Source organism: Shewanella sp. ANA-3 (assembly GCF_000203935.1).
Classification (GTDB): domain Bacteria; phylum Pseudomonadota; class Gammaproteobacteria; order Enterobacterales; family Shewanellaceae; genus Shewanella.
The window spans coordinates 4,492,028-4,509,004 of sequence record NC_008577.1 but is presented as its reverse complement, the minus strand read 5'-3'; the positions used below and the strand labels follow the sequence as shown (position 1 = coordinate 4,509,004).

Annotated in this window: 15 protein-coding genes; 14 read left to right on the top strand and 1 reads right to left on the bottom strand. The window is 51.1% G+C overall.

The window, feature by feature from the left end:
• The first annotated feature begins 6 nt into the window (after nucleotides 1-6).
• The 13 genes from ftsL to lpxC all read left to right on the top strand — a co-directional run bounded on the left by ftsL (nucleotide 7) and on the right by lpxC (nucleotide 15,543).
• A complete protein-coding gene (gene ftsL / locus SHEWANA3_RS19615) occupies nucleotides 7-321 on the top strand; it encodes a cell division protein FtsL (RefSeq protein ID WP_011718500.1) in 315 nt (104 codons plus the stop codon).
• Nucleotides 322-334: 13 nt separating this feature from the next.
• Nucleotides 335-2,086: a peptidoglycan glycosyltransferase FtsI gene (locus SHEWANA3_RS19610; RefSeq protein WP_011624303.1), complete on the top strand. Its 1,752-nt coding sequence runs from the start codon at nucleotides 335-337 to the stop codon at nucleotides 2,084-2,086.
• Nucleotides 2,083-3,564, top strand: coding sequence for a UDP-N-acetylmuramoyl-L-alanyl-D-glutamate--2,6-diaminopimelate ligase (gene murE, locus SHEWANA3_RS19605; RefSeq protein WP_011718499.1), 1,482 nt, complete (start codon nucleotides 2,083-2,085; stop codon nucleotides 3,562-3,564). Before SHEWANA3_RS19610 ends, murE begins: the two co-directional genes overlap by 4 nt.
• Entirely contained in the window at nucleotides 3,561-4,943 is a 1,383-nt protein-coding gene (murF, locus tag SHEWANA3_RS19600) for a UDP-N-acetylmuramoyl-tripeptide--D-alanyl-D-alanine ligase (RefSeq protein WP_011718498.1), read from the top strand. Before murE ends, murF begins: the two co-directional genes overlap by 4 nt.
• Nucleotides 4,944-6,026: a phospho-N-acetylmuramoyl-pentapeptide-transferase gene (mraY, locus tag SHEWANA3_RS19595; protein ID WP_011624300.1), complete on the top strand. Its 1,083-nt coding sequence runs from the start codon at nucleotides 4,944-4,946 to the stop codon at nucleotides 6,024-6,026.
• A gap of 6 nt (nucleotides 6,027-6,032) precedes the next feature.
• The gene (gene murD, locus SHEWANA3_RS19590; RefSeq protein WP_011718497.1) at nucleotides 6,033-7,352 is read left to right on the top strand and encodes a UDP-N-acetylmuramoyl-L-alanine--D-glutamate ligase; all 1,320 of its coding nucleotides are present in this window, start codon (nucleotides 6,033-6,035) and stop codon (nucleotides 7,350-7,352) included.
• Nucleotides 7,342-8,553 (top strand): cell division protein FtsW, encoded by a 1,212-nt coding sequence (ftsW, locus tag SHEWANA3_RS19585; RefSeq protein WP_011624927.1) that lies wholly within the window; start codon nucleotides 7,342-7,344, stop codon nucleotides 8,551-8,553. Before murD ends, ftsW begins: the two co-directional genes overlap by 11 nt.
• Nucleotides 8,553-9,641, top strand: coding sequence for an undecaprenyldiphospho-muramoylpentapeptide beta-N-acetylglucosaminyltransferase (gene murG / locus SHEWANA3_RS19580; protein WP_011624928.1), 1,089 nt, complete (start codon nucleotides 8,553-8,555; stop codon nucleotides 9,639-9,641). Before ftsW ends, murG begins: the two co-directional genes overlap by 1 nt.
• A gap of 2 nt (nucleotides 9,642-9,643) precedes the next feature.
• The gene (murC, locus tag SHEWANA3_RS19575) at nucleotides 9,644-11,110 is read left to right on the top strand and encodes a UDP-N-acetylmuramate--L-alanine ligase (RefSeq protein ID WP_011718496.1); all 1,467 of its coding nucleotides are present in this window, start codon (nucleotides 9,644-9,646) and stop codon (nucleotides 11,108-11,110) included.
• Nucleotides 11,111-11,261: 151 nt separating this feature from the next.
• The gene (locus SHEWANA3_RS19570; protein ID WP_011718495.1) at nucleotides 11,262-12,011 is read left to right on the top strand and encodes a cell division protein FtsQ/DivIB; all 750 of its coding nucleotides are present in this window, start codon (nucleotides 11,262-11,264) and stop codon (nucleotides 12,009-12,011) included.
• On the top strand, nucleotides 11,992-13,227 hold the full coding sequence (ftsA, locus tag SHEWANA3_RS19565) for a cell division protein FtsA (RefSeq protein WP_011718494.1): 1,236 nt from the start codon (nucleotides 11,992-11,994) through the stop codon (nucleotides 13,225-13,227). The genes SHEWANA3_RS19570 and ftsA overlap by 20 nt, the downstream gene beginning before the upstream one ends.
• Nucleotides 13,228-13,254: 27 nt before the next feature.
• Complete coding sequence (gene ftsZ, locus SHEWANA3_RS19560) at nucleotides 13,255-14,442, top strand: cell division protein FtsZ (protein ID WP_011718493.1); 1,188 nt, start codon at nucleotides 13,255-13,257, stop codon at nucleotides 14,440-14,442.
• A gap of 180 nt (nucleotides 14,443-14,622) precedes the next feature.
• Entirely contained in the window at nucleotides 14,623-15,543 is a 921-nt protein-coding gene (lpxC, locus tag SHEWANA3_RS19555; RefSeq protein ID WP_011624293.1) for a UDP-3-O-acyl-N-acetylglucosamine deacetylase, read from the top strand.
• A gap of 13 nt (nucleotides 15,544-15,556) precedes the next feature.
• On the opposite strand, the gene SHEWANA3_RS19550 is transcribed toward lpxC, so the two are convergent.
• Nucleotides 15,557-16,003, bottom strand: coding sequence for a DciA family protein (locus tag SHEWANA3_RS19550; RefSeq protein WP_011718492.1), 447 nt, complete (start codon nucleotides 16,001-16,003; stop codon nucleotides 15,557-15,559).
• 27 nt (nucleotides 16,004-16,030) lie between these two features.
• Between SHEWANA3_RS19550 and SHEWANA3_RS19545 the strand changes: the two genes are divergently transcribed.
• Nucleotides 16,031-16,930, top strand: a complete 900-nt coding sequence (locus SHEWANA3_RS19545; RefSeq protein WP_011624932.1) for a M23 family metallopeptidase — start codon at nucleotides 16,031-16,033, stop codon at nucleotides 16,928-16,930.
• Nucleotides 16,931-16,977: the final 47 nt, after the last annotated feature.

Genomic DNA, 16,977 nt, shown 5'->3' with positions numbered 1-16,977 from the left:
AACAAAGTGAGTAAGCCCTCATTAAATCTGCCACGGATTGTGTTAAACGACCTGTGGCAACACAAATGGATCTTGTTACTCGCACTGCTCGTGCTCAGTAATTCTGTGGCTGTGGTGTATACCAGCCATGTGAGCCGTAAGCTCACCACCCAATGGGATCAGTTACTGCAGGAGCGTGACAGATTAGATATCGAGTGGCGCAATTTATTATTGGAAGAGCAATCCCAGACCGAGCACAGCCGGATCACACGGATTGCATCAAAGGATCTCAACATGAGTCGACCCTTACCCAGCGAAGAAGTTGTGGTAAAGGTGCCGTGAACATAGGGAAGATATGACTAGGCAAGCAAAAACCAAACAGGCCAGCAAAAAGCAAAAGCCACAACTGATCCACTGGCGTTTATACGTCGTGGTTGGCTTTGTATTTGCGATGTTTTCGAGCCTTGTGGGTCGTGCTGCTTATATTCAAATTATCGAGCCCGATAAATTGCGTCACGAGAGCGACATGCGCACCCTGCGTACTACCAGTCGTGAGGTGCAGCGTGGCTTAATCACTGACCGTAACGGCGATATGCTGGCGGTGAGTGTGCCGGTGCGTGCCGTGTGGGCCGACCCTAAACAAGTTAATGATAACAATGGTTTTACCGATATGCGCCGCTGGCAAGCGTTGGCGGACGTATTGCACGAACCCGTGGAAGATGTGCTCGAAAAGGTGCGCAGCAATCCAACAAAACGTTTTACCTACCTTAAACGCCAGGTCACGCCTGCGGTGGCAGACTACATTACTCAGCTTAAATTGCCTGGGGTATTTTTAAAGTCCGAGTCCCGCCGCTACTATCCCGGTGGTGAGATCACCGCCCAGCTTATCGGCATTACCAATATCGACGATGTCGGTATTGAAGGGGTCGAAAACGCCTACAACAGTTGGCTTACTGGTACACCATCTAAACAAAAAGTGCGTAAATCCCGCGATGGTCATGTGGTTGAGCGCCTCGATATCGTTCAGGAAGGCGAGAGTCCAAATGATTTAGTGTTGAGTATCGATCAACGTATTCAACAACTTGCCTACCGTGAGTTAAAGCGCACTACCGAGATGAACCAAGCGACCTCTGGCTCGATTGTGGTGCTCGATATCCACACTGGCGAAGTCTTGGCTATGGTGAATACGCCATCCTACAACCCCAACTCGCGAGACAATCTGCAAACCTTCAGAATGCGTAACCGCGCCATGACGGATACCTTTGAACCTGGCTCGACCATTAAACCTTTTGTGGTTGCTGCGGCGTTAGAAGCGGGCACGGTTAAATCGACCGATGTGATCCCAACGTCACCTGGCTGGATGCGTTTAGGTGGCCGCCAAGTTCGTGATGCAACTAACTATGGCGATATGACGTTGGCACGTATTCTGGCGAAATCCAGTAACGTGGGGATCAGTAAACTCGCTCTGTCGATTCCAGTGCAGCAGTTATTAGGCACCTATCAATCCATGGGCTTAGGCAGCTTCTCGGGGATTAACCTCACGGGCGAAAGCGCTGGTTTGATCCAAGACCGCCACCGTTGGTCTGATTTCGAGCGCGCGACCTTATCTTTCGGCTACGGCCTAACGGCCACCACGCTGCAACTCGCGCGGATGTACGCCACCTTAGGTAATGGCGGCACGTTATATCCAGTATCGATTTTAAAACTGAAAAAGCCGCCCGAAGGTGAGCGAGTGATCTCACAAGAGGTCGCTCACGATGTGCTGCAAATGATGGTGGGCGTAACCGAAAAAGGTGGCACAGGTACGCTGGCGCATATCGATGGTTATCCCGTTGCGGGTAAGTCGGGCACCAGCCGTAAGGCGGTAGCCGGCGGTTATGGTGATGATTATGTTGCGTTATTTGCTGGCGTCGCGCCCGTGAATAATCCCAAACTCGCGATTGTTGTGGTGGTGAACGAGCCGAAAGGCGATCTCTATTATGGTGGTTCAGTGGCAGGGCCGGCATTCGCGAAGGTGATGTCAGGCGCACTGCAAATGTTAAATGTCGAACCCATTTCCGATAAAGAGCAGGTGCAATTGGCGGGACTCGCCGGGAGAACTGAATGATGTTGTTAAGGGATCTATTAGCGCCTTGGTTCCCCTACGCGGGTGAACAAACCTTCTTAGAGTTGACTTTAGATAGCCGCGCAATACGTCGCGGCGATGTGTTTTTAGCGCTGCCAGGCCATAAGGTCGATGGTCGTCAATTTATCGATAAGGCCTTAGCCCAAGGTGCGACCGCGGTATTAGTGCATACGGATAAGATTGATGAGCAGGGCAAGGTGATTGCGACTGAGCAAGGCGTACAGATTTATTTCTATCAGTTAGCTAGGCAAGTGTCTGCGGTCGCCGCAGTGCGTTATCCCGTTGTCCAAGGCCAGTCTATGGGCATTGTGGGAATTACCGGCACCAACGGCAAAACCTCGACCAGTCAGCTCTGCGCACAATTAGTGACGCTACTTGAGGGTAAAGCGGCGGTGATGGGCACGCTCGGCAATGGCCTCTGGGGCGAGTTAGTCGATAGCGGTAATACCACCGCCGATGCCATTACCCTGATGCGCCAACTACATGAGTTTGCAGACAAAGGCGTGAATACCTGCGCGATGGAAGTCTCAAGTCATGGTTTAGTGCAAGGCCGAGTCGATGCCGTGCCCTTCGATGTGGCGGTATTCACTAACTTGACACGTGATCATTTGGACTATCATGGCGATATGGAAAACTATGCCGAGGCCAAGCAAATGCTGTTTCGCTTCGATTCCCTGCTTCATGGCTTAGTGAATCTCGACGATCCCGTGGGTGCCGCTTGGTTATCCGAGCTGGCAAATGTTCCCGCGAAAATGTGGGGCTTTAGCATTGAAGCGCATACAGAGGTGGCGTTTTACACTAAGAATGCCCAATTTAACGACCAAGGCGTGCAGGCGACACTTGTCTGGCCCGAGGGCGAAGTTGACATTCGCTCTCCTTTATTAGGCGCCTTTAACCTCTCGAATTTACTCGCTGCTTTATCTGCCTTGTATTTACAGGGTATGGATATGCGTGCACTGGCATCCAAGGTGCCTTATTTAGTGCCCGTGGCTGGCCGCATGGAACGTTTTACCACTGCGGACAACATTACCTTAGTCGTCGATTATGCCCATACCCCGGATGCGATTGAGCAGGCGCTTAATGCCCTGCGTCGTCACTGCGCGGGCGAGTTGTGGTGCGTGTTTGGTTGTGGCGGCGACCGTGATAAGGGTAAACGCCCGCTGATGGGACAAGCGGCGGAGCAATGCGCCGATCGCATTATGGTGACCAGCGATAATGCCCGCAGCGAAGATCCTAACCAAATTATTACCGATATTATCCAAGGGCTGACTCACCCAGAGCGTGCGCTGACCGAGGTTGACCGTGTAGCTGCGATTAAGCATGTCGTCGCGCAGGCTAAACCTGGGGATGTGATTTTGCTTGCGGGCAAAGGCCATGAAACTTACCAAGAGGCGGCAGGTGTGCGTCATGACTATGATGAGCGCGCCCTGGCACGTCAGTTATCGGAGCAAAGCCAATGATCCCAATTTCCCTCGAGGCGCTGAGCCAACACTTAAGTGCGCATCGAGTCGGTGACGATGTCACCATCCAAGCATTAAGCAGCGATAGCCGTAAAATCGGCCCTGCGACCCTGTTTGTCGCCTTAAAGGGCGAGCGTTTCGACGGCCACGATTTTGCGGCCACGGCAATTGAGAATGGTGCCGTTGCACTGCTGGTTGAACGTCAATTGGCCTTCGATGTACCACAGCTTATTGTTGCCGATTGCCAAAAGGCCATGGGCGCGATTGGCGCCTATGTACGTGACCAAGTAGATCCCATTTGTGTGGCCCTAACCGGCTCCAATGGCAAAACCAGCGTTAAAGAAATGATCGCCACGATTTTATCGGCGAAGCATCAAGTGCTTTACACCGCAGGTAATTTTAATAATGAAATCGGTGTGCCACTTACCTTGCTGCGCTTAACGTCTGAGGATAAGTACGGGGTGTTTGAGCTTGGCGCTAACCATAAAGGTGAGATTGATTACACCTCGAGTTTGGTGCGTCCTCACGTCGCCTTAGTCAATAACGTTGGCAGCGCCCATTTAGAAGGCTTTGGTTCACAGGCGGGTGTCGCCCAGGCCAAATCGGAAATCTACAACCATCTGCAACCCGGTGGCACGGCGATTATCAATGCCGATGATGCCTTTGCCGATGTGATGCGGGTGAAAGCGAAACAATATAAGCAATTAAGTTTCTCCCAACAGGAAGGCGCGGCTAAACGTCAAATCGATGTGATTGCGACTGGCCACAAAGCCAATAGCGAAGGTTGCTATCGCTTTATCCTTAATTATGCGGGAGAGTCCTGCGAAGTGACTTTGCCTCTCGCGGGTCGTCACCAGGTTAGCAACGCGTTGGCTGCGGCAAGTGTTTGTATTGCTTTAGGATTGAGCCTGAAGGAAATCGCCGAAGGCTTGAGCCAGTTGACCCCTGTTAAGGGACGTATGCAACCAACTCAATTAGGACGCGTTCGCTTAATCGATGATAGCTATAACGCCAATCCCGTGTCAGTGGGTGCGGCTATCGCTTGGTTAAAGGAAATTTCTGAAAATCGCTGTTTGGTACTGGGAGATTTGGGCGAATTAGGCGACAATGCGCCCCTTTTACACGCTGAATTGGGACAACTGGCTAAGCAACAGGGAATCGATGCTCTGTTCTGTACCGGCACCTTAACTCAGCACACTAGTCAAGCTTTCGGGGCGGAGCACCATGACAGCGTGGCGACGTTAGTAGAAAAACTCATAAAACACATCAACCAGTTGCCGGGACAGGTGACGGTTTTAGTTAAAGGTTCACGTAGTGCCGCAATGGAGCGGGTCGTGGATGGCCTAACAGTAGCCTTCGGGCGTGGGGAGTTAGTGTAGATGCTGGTGTATCTGGCCGAGTATTTAACCCGTTTTCATACTGGGTTTAACGTATTTTCCTATGTGACATTTCGAGCCATTTTAGGCTTGTTAACCGCATTAATGTTTAGTTTATGGTGGGGTCCTAAACTGATTGAGCGTTTGCAATTAATGCAGATTGGCCAAGTCGTGCGTAACGATGGGCCAGAGTCGCATTTCAGTAAGCGTGGTACGCCGACTATGGGCGGCCTGATGATTTTAGGCGCCATCTTTATCAGTGTGCTGTTGTGGGGCGATCTCGGTAGCCGTTATGTGTGGGTGATGCTGTTTGTATTGGGCAGCTTCGGCATGATCGGTTTTATTGATGATTACCGTAAAGTCGTGCGTAAAGATACTAAGGGACTGATCGCGCGTTGGAAGTATATTCTGCAATCCTTAGCGGCGTTGATCATTGCTTTCTTCCTCTACACCACAGCGTCTAACCCGGGGGAAACCCAGTTAGTCGTGCCTTTCTTTAAGGACGTGATGCCACAGCTTGGCGCTGTGTTTATCGTATTGGCGTATTTCACCATTGTTGGCTCGAGCAACGCGGTGAACTTAACCGATGGTCTCGACGGTTTGGCGATTATGCCAACGGTAATGGTGGCCGCGGCATTCGCCTTGATTGCTTATCTGTCTGGCCATGCTCAGTTTGCTAATTACCTGCACATTCCGCATTTACCCGGTTCGGGTGAGCTAGTGATCGTCTGTACTGCGATTGTGGGCGCAGGCTTAGGCTTTTTATGGTTTAACACTTATCCAGCACAGGTCTTCATGGGCGATGTGGGCTCGCTGTCTTTAGGCGCAGCCTTAGGCGCGATTGCGGTACTGGTTCGCCAAGAAATCCTATTAGTGATTATGGGCGGTGTGTTTGTGATGGAAACCGTGTCTGTGATCCTGCAGGTCGGTTCTTACAAGTTACGTGGCCAGCGTATTTTCCGCATGGCGCCTATCCATCACCACTATGAGTTAAAAGGTTGGCCTGAACCACGCGTGATTGTCCGCTTTTGGATTATCTCGATTTTCTTAGTGTTACTCGGCTTAGCCACGTTGAAGTTAAGGTAATCGCTCATGCAAAGTCAGTATTCACACATAGTGTTAGGTTTGGGTGCTACCGGGCTCTCGGTAGTGCGCTATTTGTGTGGAAAAGGCATTACGCCCTTGGTGATGGATAGTCGTCGCCAACCTCCAGGTGCGGACACCCTTGCCAGCGCATTCCCTGAGGTGCAGCTGATTGCCGGCGGATTCGATTGCCGTTACTTAGTGCAAGCGACGCAAATCATTATCAGCCCAGGTATTGCGATTGATACGCCCGAGGTGCGCGCGGCTCTGGATATGGGGATTGAAGTCATTGGCGATGTGGAGCTATTTGCCCGTGAGATTGCCGACCGTAAACCTTGTGTGATTGGGATTACTGGCTCAAACGGCAAGTCGACCGTCACCACCTTAGTGGGTGAAATGCTGCGTGAAGCCGGCATGGCGGTGGCCGTGGGGGGCAACATTGGCATTCCGGCGCTCGATCTGCTGACGGAAAATGCCGATATTTTTGTGCTTGAGCTGTCGAGCTTCCAACTCGAAACCACTCATAGCTTGAATTGCGTGGCGTCGACCTGTTTGAACGTGACCGAAGATCATATGGACAGATACAGCGATATGGATGCCTATCGCAAGGCCAAGCTGCGTCTGTACCATCAAAGCCGCTCCATCATCTTTAACCGTGATGATGCGCTGACTATCCCTACTGAGCCGATGAACCAAAACAGCTTTGGTTTAGCGCCGCCAGAGGGTGATGAGTGGGGCATTTGTGATAGCAAGATTTACCACGGTCACAGTGAAATTATGCCGATCACCGAAGTATCGCTGATTGGTAGTCATAACCATGCCAACTTACTCGCTGCTATGGCGCTGGTGTATGCCGTGGGCGTAGAGAAGCAAGTCATGGCTAAAGTGGCTCGTACCTTTACTGGCCTTTCTCATCGCTGTGAAGTGGTCGGTGTGAAAGCGGGCGTGACCTATGTGAACGACTCTAAGGCGACCAATGTTGGCGCCACCGTCGCGGCGCTCGATGGGTTAAGCGATCACTTAGGTGACATTATTTTGATTGCCGGTGGTGATGGTAAGGGCGCGGATTTCAGCCCGCTAGTCGAGCCGTTAACGAAAGTGACACACCTCATCACCTTAGGTCGCGATGGTAATAAGATAGCTGCATTGAAGGAAGGGGCCATCAAGGTGGACTCTATGGCTGCTGCAGTGGCTAAGGCCGCCGAGTTAGCCACCTCGGGCGATATCGTACTCCTATCGCCAGCCTGTGCGAGCCTAGATATGTACAGCAATTTTATGGCTCGTGGGGATGATTTTAGAAGCCAAGTGGAGCAACTCGATGGCGAGTGATGCAAGACAGCTCAGCCTGTTTGGGCGAGTGCTGAACGCACTGCCTAACTGGCAACGTGATAACGAGGTGCCGGGCGTGCAATTGTACGACCGGGCTTTGCTCACGGCCGTGCTGTCTTTGATTGGCTTTGGTTTTGTCATGGTTATGTCGGCCTCTATGCCTGAGGCGCAAACGCTGACGGGCAATCCCTTCCACTTTATGACTCGCCATGTGGGTTATCTGTTGGGATGCTTAGTGATTGCCGCTTTTGTGCTGAGGGTCGAGATGCAAACTTGGCAGCGGATGAGCCCCATCATGTTGCTAGGCGTATTTTTGATGTTGCTGGCGGTGCTGGTTGTCGGTACCACAGTCAACGGTGCGACCCGTTGGTTATCCATAGGTCCCATTCGTATTCAGGTGGCCGAGGTCGCTAAGTTTGCGTTCTCTGTGTATATGGCGGGTTATCTGGTTCGTCGGCATCAGGAAGTGCGTGAAAATGCGAAGGGCTTCTATAAGCCGATTGCGGTATTTGCGATCTACGCGATTTTGATTTTGATGCAGCCCGACTTAGGTACCGTGGTGGTGTTATTCGTCGGTACTGTGGGGCTGTTGTTCCTCGCGGGGGCGCGTCTGCTGGACTTCTTCGCGCTGATTTTTGCCGGGGTGTTGGCTTTCGTGGCGCTGGTTCTGCTCGAGCCATACCGTATGCGCCGGGTGACCTCGTTTTTAGATCCTTGGCAAGATCCGTTCGGTAGTGGCTATCAGTTAACGCAATCGCTGATGGCCTATGGTCGGGGCGATTGGTTTGGTCAGGGCCTAGGTAACAGTATTCAGAAGTTGGAGTACCTCCCCGAGGCGCATACCGACTTTATCTTTGCCGTGATCGGTGAAGAGTTAGGTTTTATCGGCATTATCGCAGTGTTATCTGTGCTGCTGTTTGTGGCATTGAGGGCCATTCGCCTCGGCAATTTATGTTTGGCGATGGACAAAGCCTTCGAAGGTTATCTGGCCTATGCCATCGGGATTTGGATCTGTTTCCAGACCGTCGTTAATGTGGGCGCAAGCATTGGTATGTTACCTACTAAAGGGTTAACACTGCCCTTTGTGAGTTACGGCGGTAGTAGTCTATGGGTCATGACGGCGGCGGCAATGACATTGCTGCGCATCGATTATGAGCGGCGTATGAGTTTAGTTCAGGCCGTGCAAGGGAGATTGAAGTAATGACCGACGCGGGTAAACGTATTTTAGTCATGGCTGGCGGCACGGGCGGACATGTGTTCCCGGCGCTCGCGGTGGCAAAATATTTAGCGCAACAAGGTTGGCAAGTGCGTTGGTTAGGCACAGCCGACCGTATGGAGGCGCGTTTAGTGCCTCAGTATGGCTTCGATATCGATTTTATCGACATCAAGGGCGTGCGTGGCAATGGTTTAGTGCGTAAATTGGCGGCGCCTTTTAAAGTGGTGCGCTCGATTTTGCAAGCCAAGGCCGTGATTGCCGAGTTCAAGCCCGATGTGGTGTTGGGCATGGGCGGATTTGCCAGCGGCCCGGGCGGTGTGGCGGCGAAATTAGCGGGCGTGCCCTTAGTGCTGCATGAGCAAAACGCCATTCCGGGAATGACCAACAAGTTACTCTCGCGAATTGCCAATCAAGTACTGTGCGCCTTTAAAAATACTTTCACTCAGGTGAAGGCCAAGGTGGTGGGTAACCCCATTCGTCGCGAGCTTATCGCCTTAGGTGCCGAGCCTAAGCAAGCCGCGGATGATGCTTTAAAAGTCTTAGTGGTGGGCGGCAGTTTAGGCGCCAAAGTCTTTAACGACTTAATGCCAGAAGTGGTAGCCGCGCTGAGTAAGCAGCAGTCGATTACGGTTTGGCATCAAGTGGGTAAGGATAATCTGACGGGCGTTAAGTCGGCTTATCAACAGCAAGGACAAGAGGGCGGCGTTAACGTTGCCGAATTTATTGATGACATGGAAGCCGCCTATCGCTGGGCGGATGTGGTATTGTGCCGTGCCGGCGCGCTGACGGTATCCGAGTTAGCGGCGGTGGGACTACCGAGTATTCTGGTACCTTATCCCCATGCCGTGGATGATCATCAGACCCGTAACGCTCAAGTATTGGTTGAGGCTGGCGCCGCTTTCCTATTGCCGCAGGCCATCTTGGACGTGAATAAGCTGGTGAGTAAATTACAGTTACTCGCCAATGACAGAGCAGAATTAGCCCAAATGGGCCAAAGAGCGAGAGATGTTGCCGTGTTGGATGCGACCGAGCAGGTGGCCCAAGTGTGTATCGCTCTCGCCGAGAAAGGATAGGTATGACTAAGACAGAAAGATACTTACAGCTAAGAAGTATGATCCCAGAAATGCGCCGGATTAAGCGTATTCATTTCGTCGGCATTGGCGGCGCGGGCATGGGCGGGATCGCTGAAGTATTAGTAAACGAAGGTTATGTCGTCAGTGGTTCAGACATCGCGCAAAACGCCGTGACTGACAGACTCTGCCTGCTGGGCGCGAAAATTCATATCGGCCATGGCGCCGATAACGTGCAGCAAGCCGATGTGGTGGTAGTCTCAACCGCGATTAATCCTGAGAACCCAGAGATTATTGCGGCGAAGGAATTGCGTATTCCTATCGTGCGCCGCGCCGAGATGTTGGCCGAGTTGATGCGTTATCGCCATGGTGTGGCGATTGCAGGGACTCACGGTAAAACCACGACCACCAGTTTGATTGCCAGTTTGTATGGTCAAGCGGGGCGCGATCCCACCTTCGTGATTGGTGGCCTGCTGAACAGTGCTGGTACTAATGCCCGCTTAGGCACGAGTCGTTATCTTATCGCCGAAGCCGACGAGAGTGATGCCAGCTTCCTGCACCTGCAACCTATGGTCAGCGTGGTGACGAATATTGAAGCCGACCACATGGACACCTACGGTGGGGATTTTGAAAAGCTCAAATCGACCTTCGTGGACTTTTTACATAACCTGCCATTCTATGGCGTGGCTGTAGTGTGTATCGACGATGCAGTGGTGCGTGAGATTATGCCGCGCATTGGTCGCCATATGATCACCTATGGCTTCAGTGACGATGCCGACGTGCAGGCACTGAACTTCCATCAGCAGGGTCACCAATGCCGCTTTACCGTCAGACGTAAAGGCAAGGAAGATTTAGATCTGCTGCTTAACCTACCGGGTCAGCACAATGTATTAAATGCGCTCGCGGCGATTGCGGTGGCGACAGAAGATGAAATCGATGATAGCGCCATCATTCAAGCCTTGGCTGAATTCCAGGGTATTGGCCGTCGTTTCCAACACTTAGGTAAGTTCGCGACGCCAAAGGGCGAAGTGATGTTAGTGGACGACTATGGTCATCACCCCAGCGAAGTGGCGGCGACCATTAAAGCGGCGCGCGCAGGCTGGCCAGACAAACGCTTAGTCATGGCCTATCAGCCACACAGATACACTCGTACCCGTGATTTGTACGAAGACTTTATTGAAGTGTTATCTCAAGTGGATTGCTTGTTGTTACTCGAGGTGTATAGCGCGGGTGAAGCGCCGATCCCCGGTGCCGATGGCCGTGCACTGTGCCGCTCGATTCGTTTGCGTGGCCAGTTAGATCCCATCTTTATCGCCAGCCCAGATCAGTTAGCCGAAGTGCTACCCGATGTGTTGCAGGAGGGGGATTTATTGTTGACCCAAGGTGCGGGTAATATAGGCGCCCTGTCGCGCCAGCTAGCCGCCTCTGAATTGGGCTTTAGCATTGCCGCGACAACCGAGGTAAAACCTTGATGTATTGCGGAACAACTCGGGTTTAAAGGAAATTTTGACCCGAGGCTTTAGCTCTATATAATGGCCGATTTTCTGTGGTTTTTAGTAGTGTCGTTGAAAGGTGGAAACAAACGTGTCTTGGAGTGATAAGAGGCGACACTGGTGGGCGAGGATGTCACGGGTTAATTGGTACCTGTGGAGCGGAATTGGTTTTTTATGGTTAGTCATTGGGAGTTTTGTCTTTGGTGGCTACCAACTGCATAAGTTTTTAAATGATGCCAGCACGCTGCCCATTGAGGCTGTGGCCATCAAAGGTGAACGGACTTACACCACAGATAGAGATATACAAATTGCACTACAGGATTTAATGCAGCGGAGTTTTTTCAGCGCAGACATCACCTTAGTGCAACAGGCCTTAGAAGCCTTACCTTGGGTGTATCGCGCGTCAGTGAGGCGTGAATGGCCAGCGAAACTCAGGGTGTATTTACAGGAGCAACAACCGGTCGCCCATTGGAATGGCACCGCTTGGCTCAATGTGCATGGTGAAGTGTTTGAAGCGCCATCGCATCCTGAGCTAGAGCATCTGCCTTATTTATCTGGGCCAGATGATATGGGGACCGAAGTGTTAACCGCCTACGCGCAGGTTAACTCGTTACTGAAGATTAATGGCTTTACCTTGGCCAATTTGAGTTTAACGCCACGTCATGCGTGGCACGCGACACTGGGTAACGGTATTGTTTTAGACCTAGGTCGAGAAGATAAAATGGCAAGGATACAAAGGTTTATCACTGTTTATCCGTTACTGGCGAAACAAGATAAACCGATTGCCAGAGTGGATTTGCGCTACGACACAGGGTTGGCCGTAGGCTGGGGCGATGCACAAACAAGAGAGCCGATAATTAATGACCAAAAACCAAGATAGAAATCTGATCGTCGGATTGGACATAGGAACCTCTAAAGTCGCAGTGATCATAGGCGAAGTTCTGCCCGATGGCGAAATCAGCATAGTCGGCCTTGGTAACCACCCTTCAAGGGGCATGGATAAGGGTGGCGTTAACGATTTAGACTCCATCGTGCGCAGTGTGCAACGCGCGCTCGATCAAGCGGAATTAATGGCAGACTGCCAAGTATCATCGGTTTACCTGAGCATTTCCGGTAAACATATCGCCTGCCAAAACGAAAATGGCATGGTGTCGATTAACGATGAAGAAGTGACACAGGAAGACGTCGACAACGTGATCCACACCGCGCGCTCGGTGAAGATCCCAACGGAACGCCGCATCCTGCATGTGTTACCACAGGAATACGCGATTGACGTACAAGACGGCATTCGCAGCCCTATCGGCATGTCAGGCATGCGGATGGAAGCCAAGGTACACATAGTGACCTGCGCCAATGATATGGCGAAGAACATCACTAAGAGTGTTGAACGCTGTGGCTTGAAGGTAGATGACTTAGTGTTCTCCGGCATAGCGTCGGCGGATGCGGTATTAACCTTCGATGAAAAAGACTTAGGTGTGTGTATCGTCGATATCGGCGGTGGCACGACAGATATCGCAGTGTATACCAATGGTGCGTTGCGTCATTGCGCGGTTGTGCCAGTTGCGGGCAACCAAGTGACCAACGATATCGCGAAGATTTTCCGCACACCTTCGTCACATGCTGAACAAATTAAAGTGCAGTTCGCCTGTGCGCGCAGCTCCATGGTGAGCCGCGAAGACAGTATCGAAGTGCCATCGGTCGGTGGTCGTCCATCGCGTAGCATGTCGCGCCATACTTTGGCCGAAGTGGTAGAGCCGAGATATCAAGAGCTGTTTGAGTTAGTGCTCAAGGAGCTGAAAGACAGTGGTTTAGAAGATCAAATCGCCGCAGGTATCGTGCTCACAGGCGGTACGGCGTCGATCCAAGGTGTGGTGGACATCGCGGAGGCAACCTTTGGTATGCCAGTTCGCGTCGCCTCACCATTGCCGATTAAAGGGTTATACGAATACGTGGATCAGTCTATTTACTCCACTGGGGTTGGATTGCTTCATTACGGTGCAAGACGGGTGCTTGAGCGTCAATTCGAGCGTCCTGAGCGTCAAGGGGTTACCAGTGCTTGGAATCGGGTCCAAAGCTGGTTTAAGGGTGAATTTTAATAACGCAGGCAACACGGAGATCAGACAATGTTTGAGATCATGGACACTCACTCAGACGACGCGGTGATTAAAGTCATCGGCGTTGGCGGCGGCGGCGGTAATGCTGTCGAACATATGGTCAAACACAACATTGAAGGTGTTGAGTTTGTCGTTACCAACACAGACGCACAGGCGCTACGTAAATCAGGCGCTGGCTCAACGATTCAATTAGGTCGCGATGTCACTAAAGGTCTTGGCGCTGGCGCCAACCCAGAAGTGGGTCGTGCCGCAGCGGAAGAAGACCGCGAAAACATTCGTGCAGCGATCAAAGGCTCAGACATGATCTTTATCGCCGCCGGTATGGGCGGTGGTACGGGTACAGGTGCTGCACCAGTTGTGGCTCAAATCGCTCGCGAGGAAGGCATCTTAACAGTTGCCGTCGTGACTAAGCCTTTCCCTTTCGAAGGCAAGAAGCGTATGGCTTATGCCGAGCAAGGTATTAGCGAGCTGGCCAAGCACGTAGATTCGTTAATCACTATCCCTAACGAAAAATTATTAAAAGTATTGGGCCGTGGTACGTCATTACTCGATGCGTTTGCCGCAGCGAATAACGTGTTACTCGGTGCAGTACAAGGTATTGCCGAGCTGATCACTCGCCCAGGTCTGATTAACGTCGACTTTGCGGACGTGAAAACCGTTATGTCCGAAATGGGTAATGCCATGATGGGTACCGGTGTTGCGCGTGGTGAAGACCGTGCGGAAGAAGCGGCCGAAGCGGCAGTTGCCAGCCCATTGTTAGAAGACATCGACTTAGCCGGTGCCCGTGGTGTGTTAGTTAACATTACCGCAGGTATGGACATGAGCATCGAAGAATTCGAAACCGTAGGTAACCATGTTAAAGCTTACGCTTCTGACAACGCGACTGTGGTCGTCGGTGCGGTGATCGACCCTGAAATGAGCGACGAGCTGCGTGTAACTGTGGTTGCAACGGGTATCGGTGCTGAAAAGCGTCCTGATATTCAACTGGTTTCTAAACCAGCACCACGTCCAGAGCCAGTGGTTGTGGAACCAAAAGTAGAAGCCTATGTCGAAGAAGCAACTCATGTGAGCTATGCGGCGCCAAAGGGTAACGTGTTACCTGCTACGCCCGCACCGGCTCCAGCGCCAGCACCTTCAACAAAGCATGAATTGGATTACTTAGATATCCCAGCGTTTTTGCGTAAGCAAGCTGACTAAAACAGGTATTTGAGTCCAGCGTGTCGGGTGGTGCCTTGCTCTGTGAGGCTGTACCACCCAATGACTACATTTGTATGACATGGTCAACTTATGTTACCATGTAGCACCTATGTGGTCGTTTTGCCGCCGCTGTGTGTGCAAATATTAGGCTTAATTATAGAAATCTAAACGGGTAACTGAATGATATTTCAAAGAACTGTTCAAAAAATGGTGAAGGCTACTGGAGTCGGTTTGCACTCTGGGAATAAGGTCACCTTGAGCATTATGCCCGCACCAGTCAATACAGGGATCGTACTCGTGCGTACCGACATGAATCCTGCCGTTGCTATTCCAGCAAAGGCGGAGCAAGTTCGCGAAACCACTATGTGCACGGCACTTGTCAATGACGAAGGTATTCGTATTTCGACTATTGAGCATTTATTTGCAGCCTTAGCGGGTTTAGGCATTGATAACGCCGTAATCGAAGTGGACGCGCCTGAAATCCCAATTATGGATGGCAGTGCGAGCCCATTTGTCTTCTTACTTCAGTCTGCGGGTATCAAAGAGCAGGCTGCGCCTAAGAAGTACTTAAAGATTAAACGCCCTGTGCGTGTTGAAGACGGTGATAAGTGGGCCGAGCTGAAGCCATTCAAAGGTTTTAGAGTCAACTTCAAAATTGACTTTGCTCACCCTGAAATTGCCCGTAGTCAACAGCATGTGGTGATGGACTTCTCTACTTCTGCTTTTGTTAAAGACATTAGCCGTGCCCGTACTTTTGGTTTTATGCGTGATATTGAGTATCTGCGTGCGAACAACCTAGCATTAGGTGGCAGCATGGAAAACGCGGTTGTACTTGATGAATATCGCGTCCTCAACCCCGACGGCCTGCGTTATGAGGATGAGTTCGTTAAGCACAAAATTTTAGATGCGTTTGGTGATCTCTACGTGGCAGGACACGCCATTCTTGGTGAGTTTACTGCCTATAAAACGGGTCATGCACTGAATAACCAATTAGTGCGAGCCTTATTGGCGCAGCAGGATGCGTGGGAGCTGGTGAGCTTTGAGAAAGAAGCCGATGTTCCCGTCAGCTTTACTGTGCCAGGTGGCGCGGTTTACGCTTAATAGCGCTTGATGTTTACTTATTACGGCTGGCCAATGTGGCCAGCCGTTTTAGTTTTTCGCCTAGTGTTCCGCTCACATTTTCTGCAAGCGCAGCAATATGTTCTGCCGCGGCTGGACTGAGTTGCTTGTGCGCCTGTTTCGGCTTTGCGTCATACAATGCTAATCTCGGGTTGACTTTAACTTCAATTGCGGTAAGGATTGGGAGCGTTTCTGCTTGAAGCTGCGCTAGTAGTTTCGGCTTTTGGAAATTAATTCGTGCGGCCCATGCTGCCGAAGTGGTTTCAACCACAAGAACACCCTGGCGGAAATTGGCGACTTTCAGCTGCTCCGCAACAGGACCTGCGACAATCTGCTTCACGTGCTGATCCAGATATAAAAGTAGTTCCGCTTTCTCAGCTATATCGGGCAATGTGCCTGACTGGTGTAGTAATTGGCTGAGATCCTGAGGGGGCTTTTTCATATGATAATAAGATGGCTGAATTAGGCTATGAGTGTAACAGTATTTATTCAAGGTCGGAATGGCGTCACGCGCTGGCAACCCAGTAAACGCTGGTTGCTCCTTCCCATGCTATTGTTGGCGACTGGTGCCGGTATTTATCAACACAACTCTGCTAAATTTGAAAACCAGCAAGCCAGTGTCGATAACGATCGTATCCAACGCGAACAACAAAAGAAGCAAGTCTTAGAATTAAAGAGTGCCACAGAGTCACAGCTAGCCATGCTGGCGACCCATGTTGCGCGTATGCAAGCTAAAATCACCCGTCTCGAGGCCTTGGGTCAACAAGTCGCTAAACAAAACAAATTGGATGAAGACTTTGATTTTTCCTCTGAAGTGGGTGTCGGTGGCTTGAGCGAATTAGGCTCGAATATCGAACTTGGTCAGCTTATCGATGATATGGATAAACTGGCGTCACGAATTGACAACAATAATGTTCAACTATCACTACTTGAAACAGTGTCATCTAACCACCATATAGATGCTGAACGTTATGTATCAGGGCTCCCACTCGATAAAGGTTGGTTATCGTCGCCCTACGGATTACGTAATGACCCTTTCAACGGTCGTCGAACCATGCATAAAGGGATCGATTTTACCGGTCGAGAAGGGGCTAAAGTTGTCGCGACTGCTGCAGGCGTGGTGACTTGGGCTGGGAATATGTTTGGCTATGGCGAATTGGTCGAAATCGACCATGGTAACGGTTTACGTACTCGCTATGGTCATAATAAAGCTTTGTCAGTAGCTGTAGGTGATGTGGTCGCTAAAGGCGAAACCATCGCCAGTATGGGAAGCACTGGGCGCTCAACAGGGGCTCATGTGCATTATGAAGTGTTGCGTGGCGGACAGCAGATAGATCCACAGAAGTTTGTCTACCGCAAGGCAGGTTAATTGAAACATTGGCTTCTAGTTTCCATCATGGACTTGGCCTACAGAAA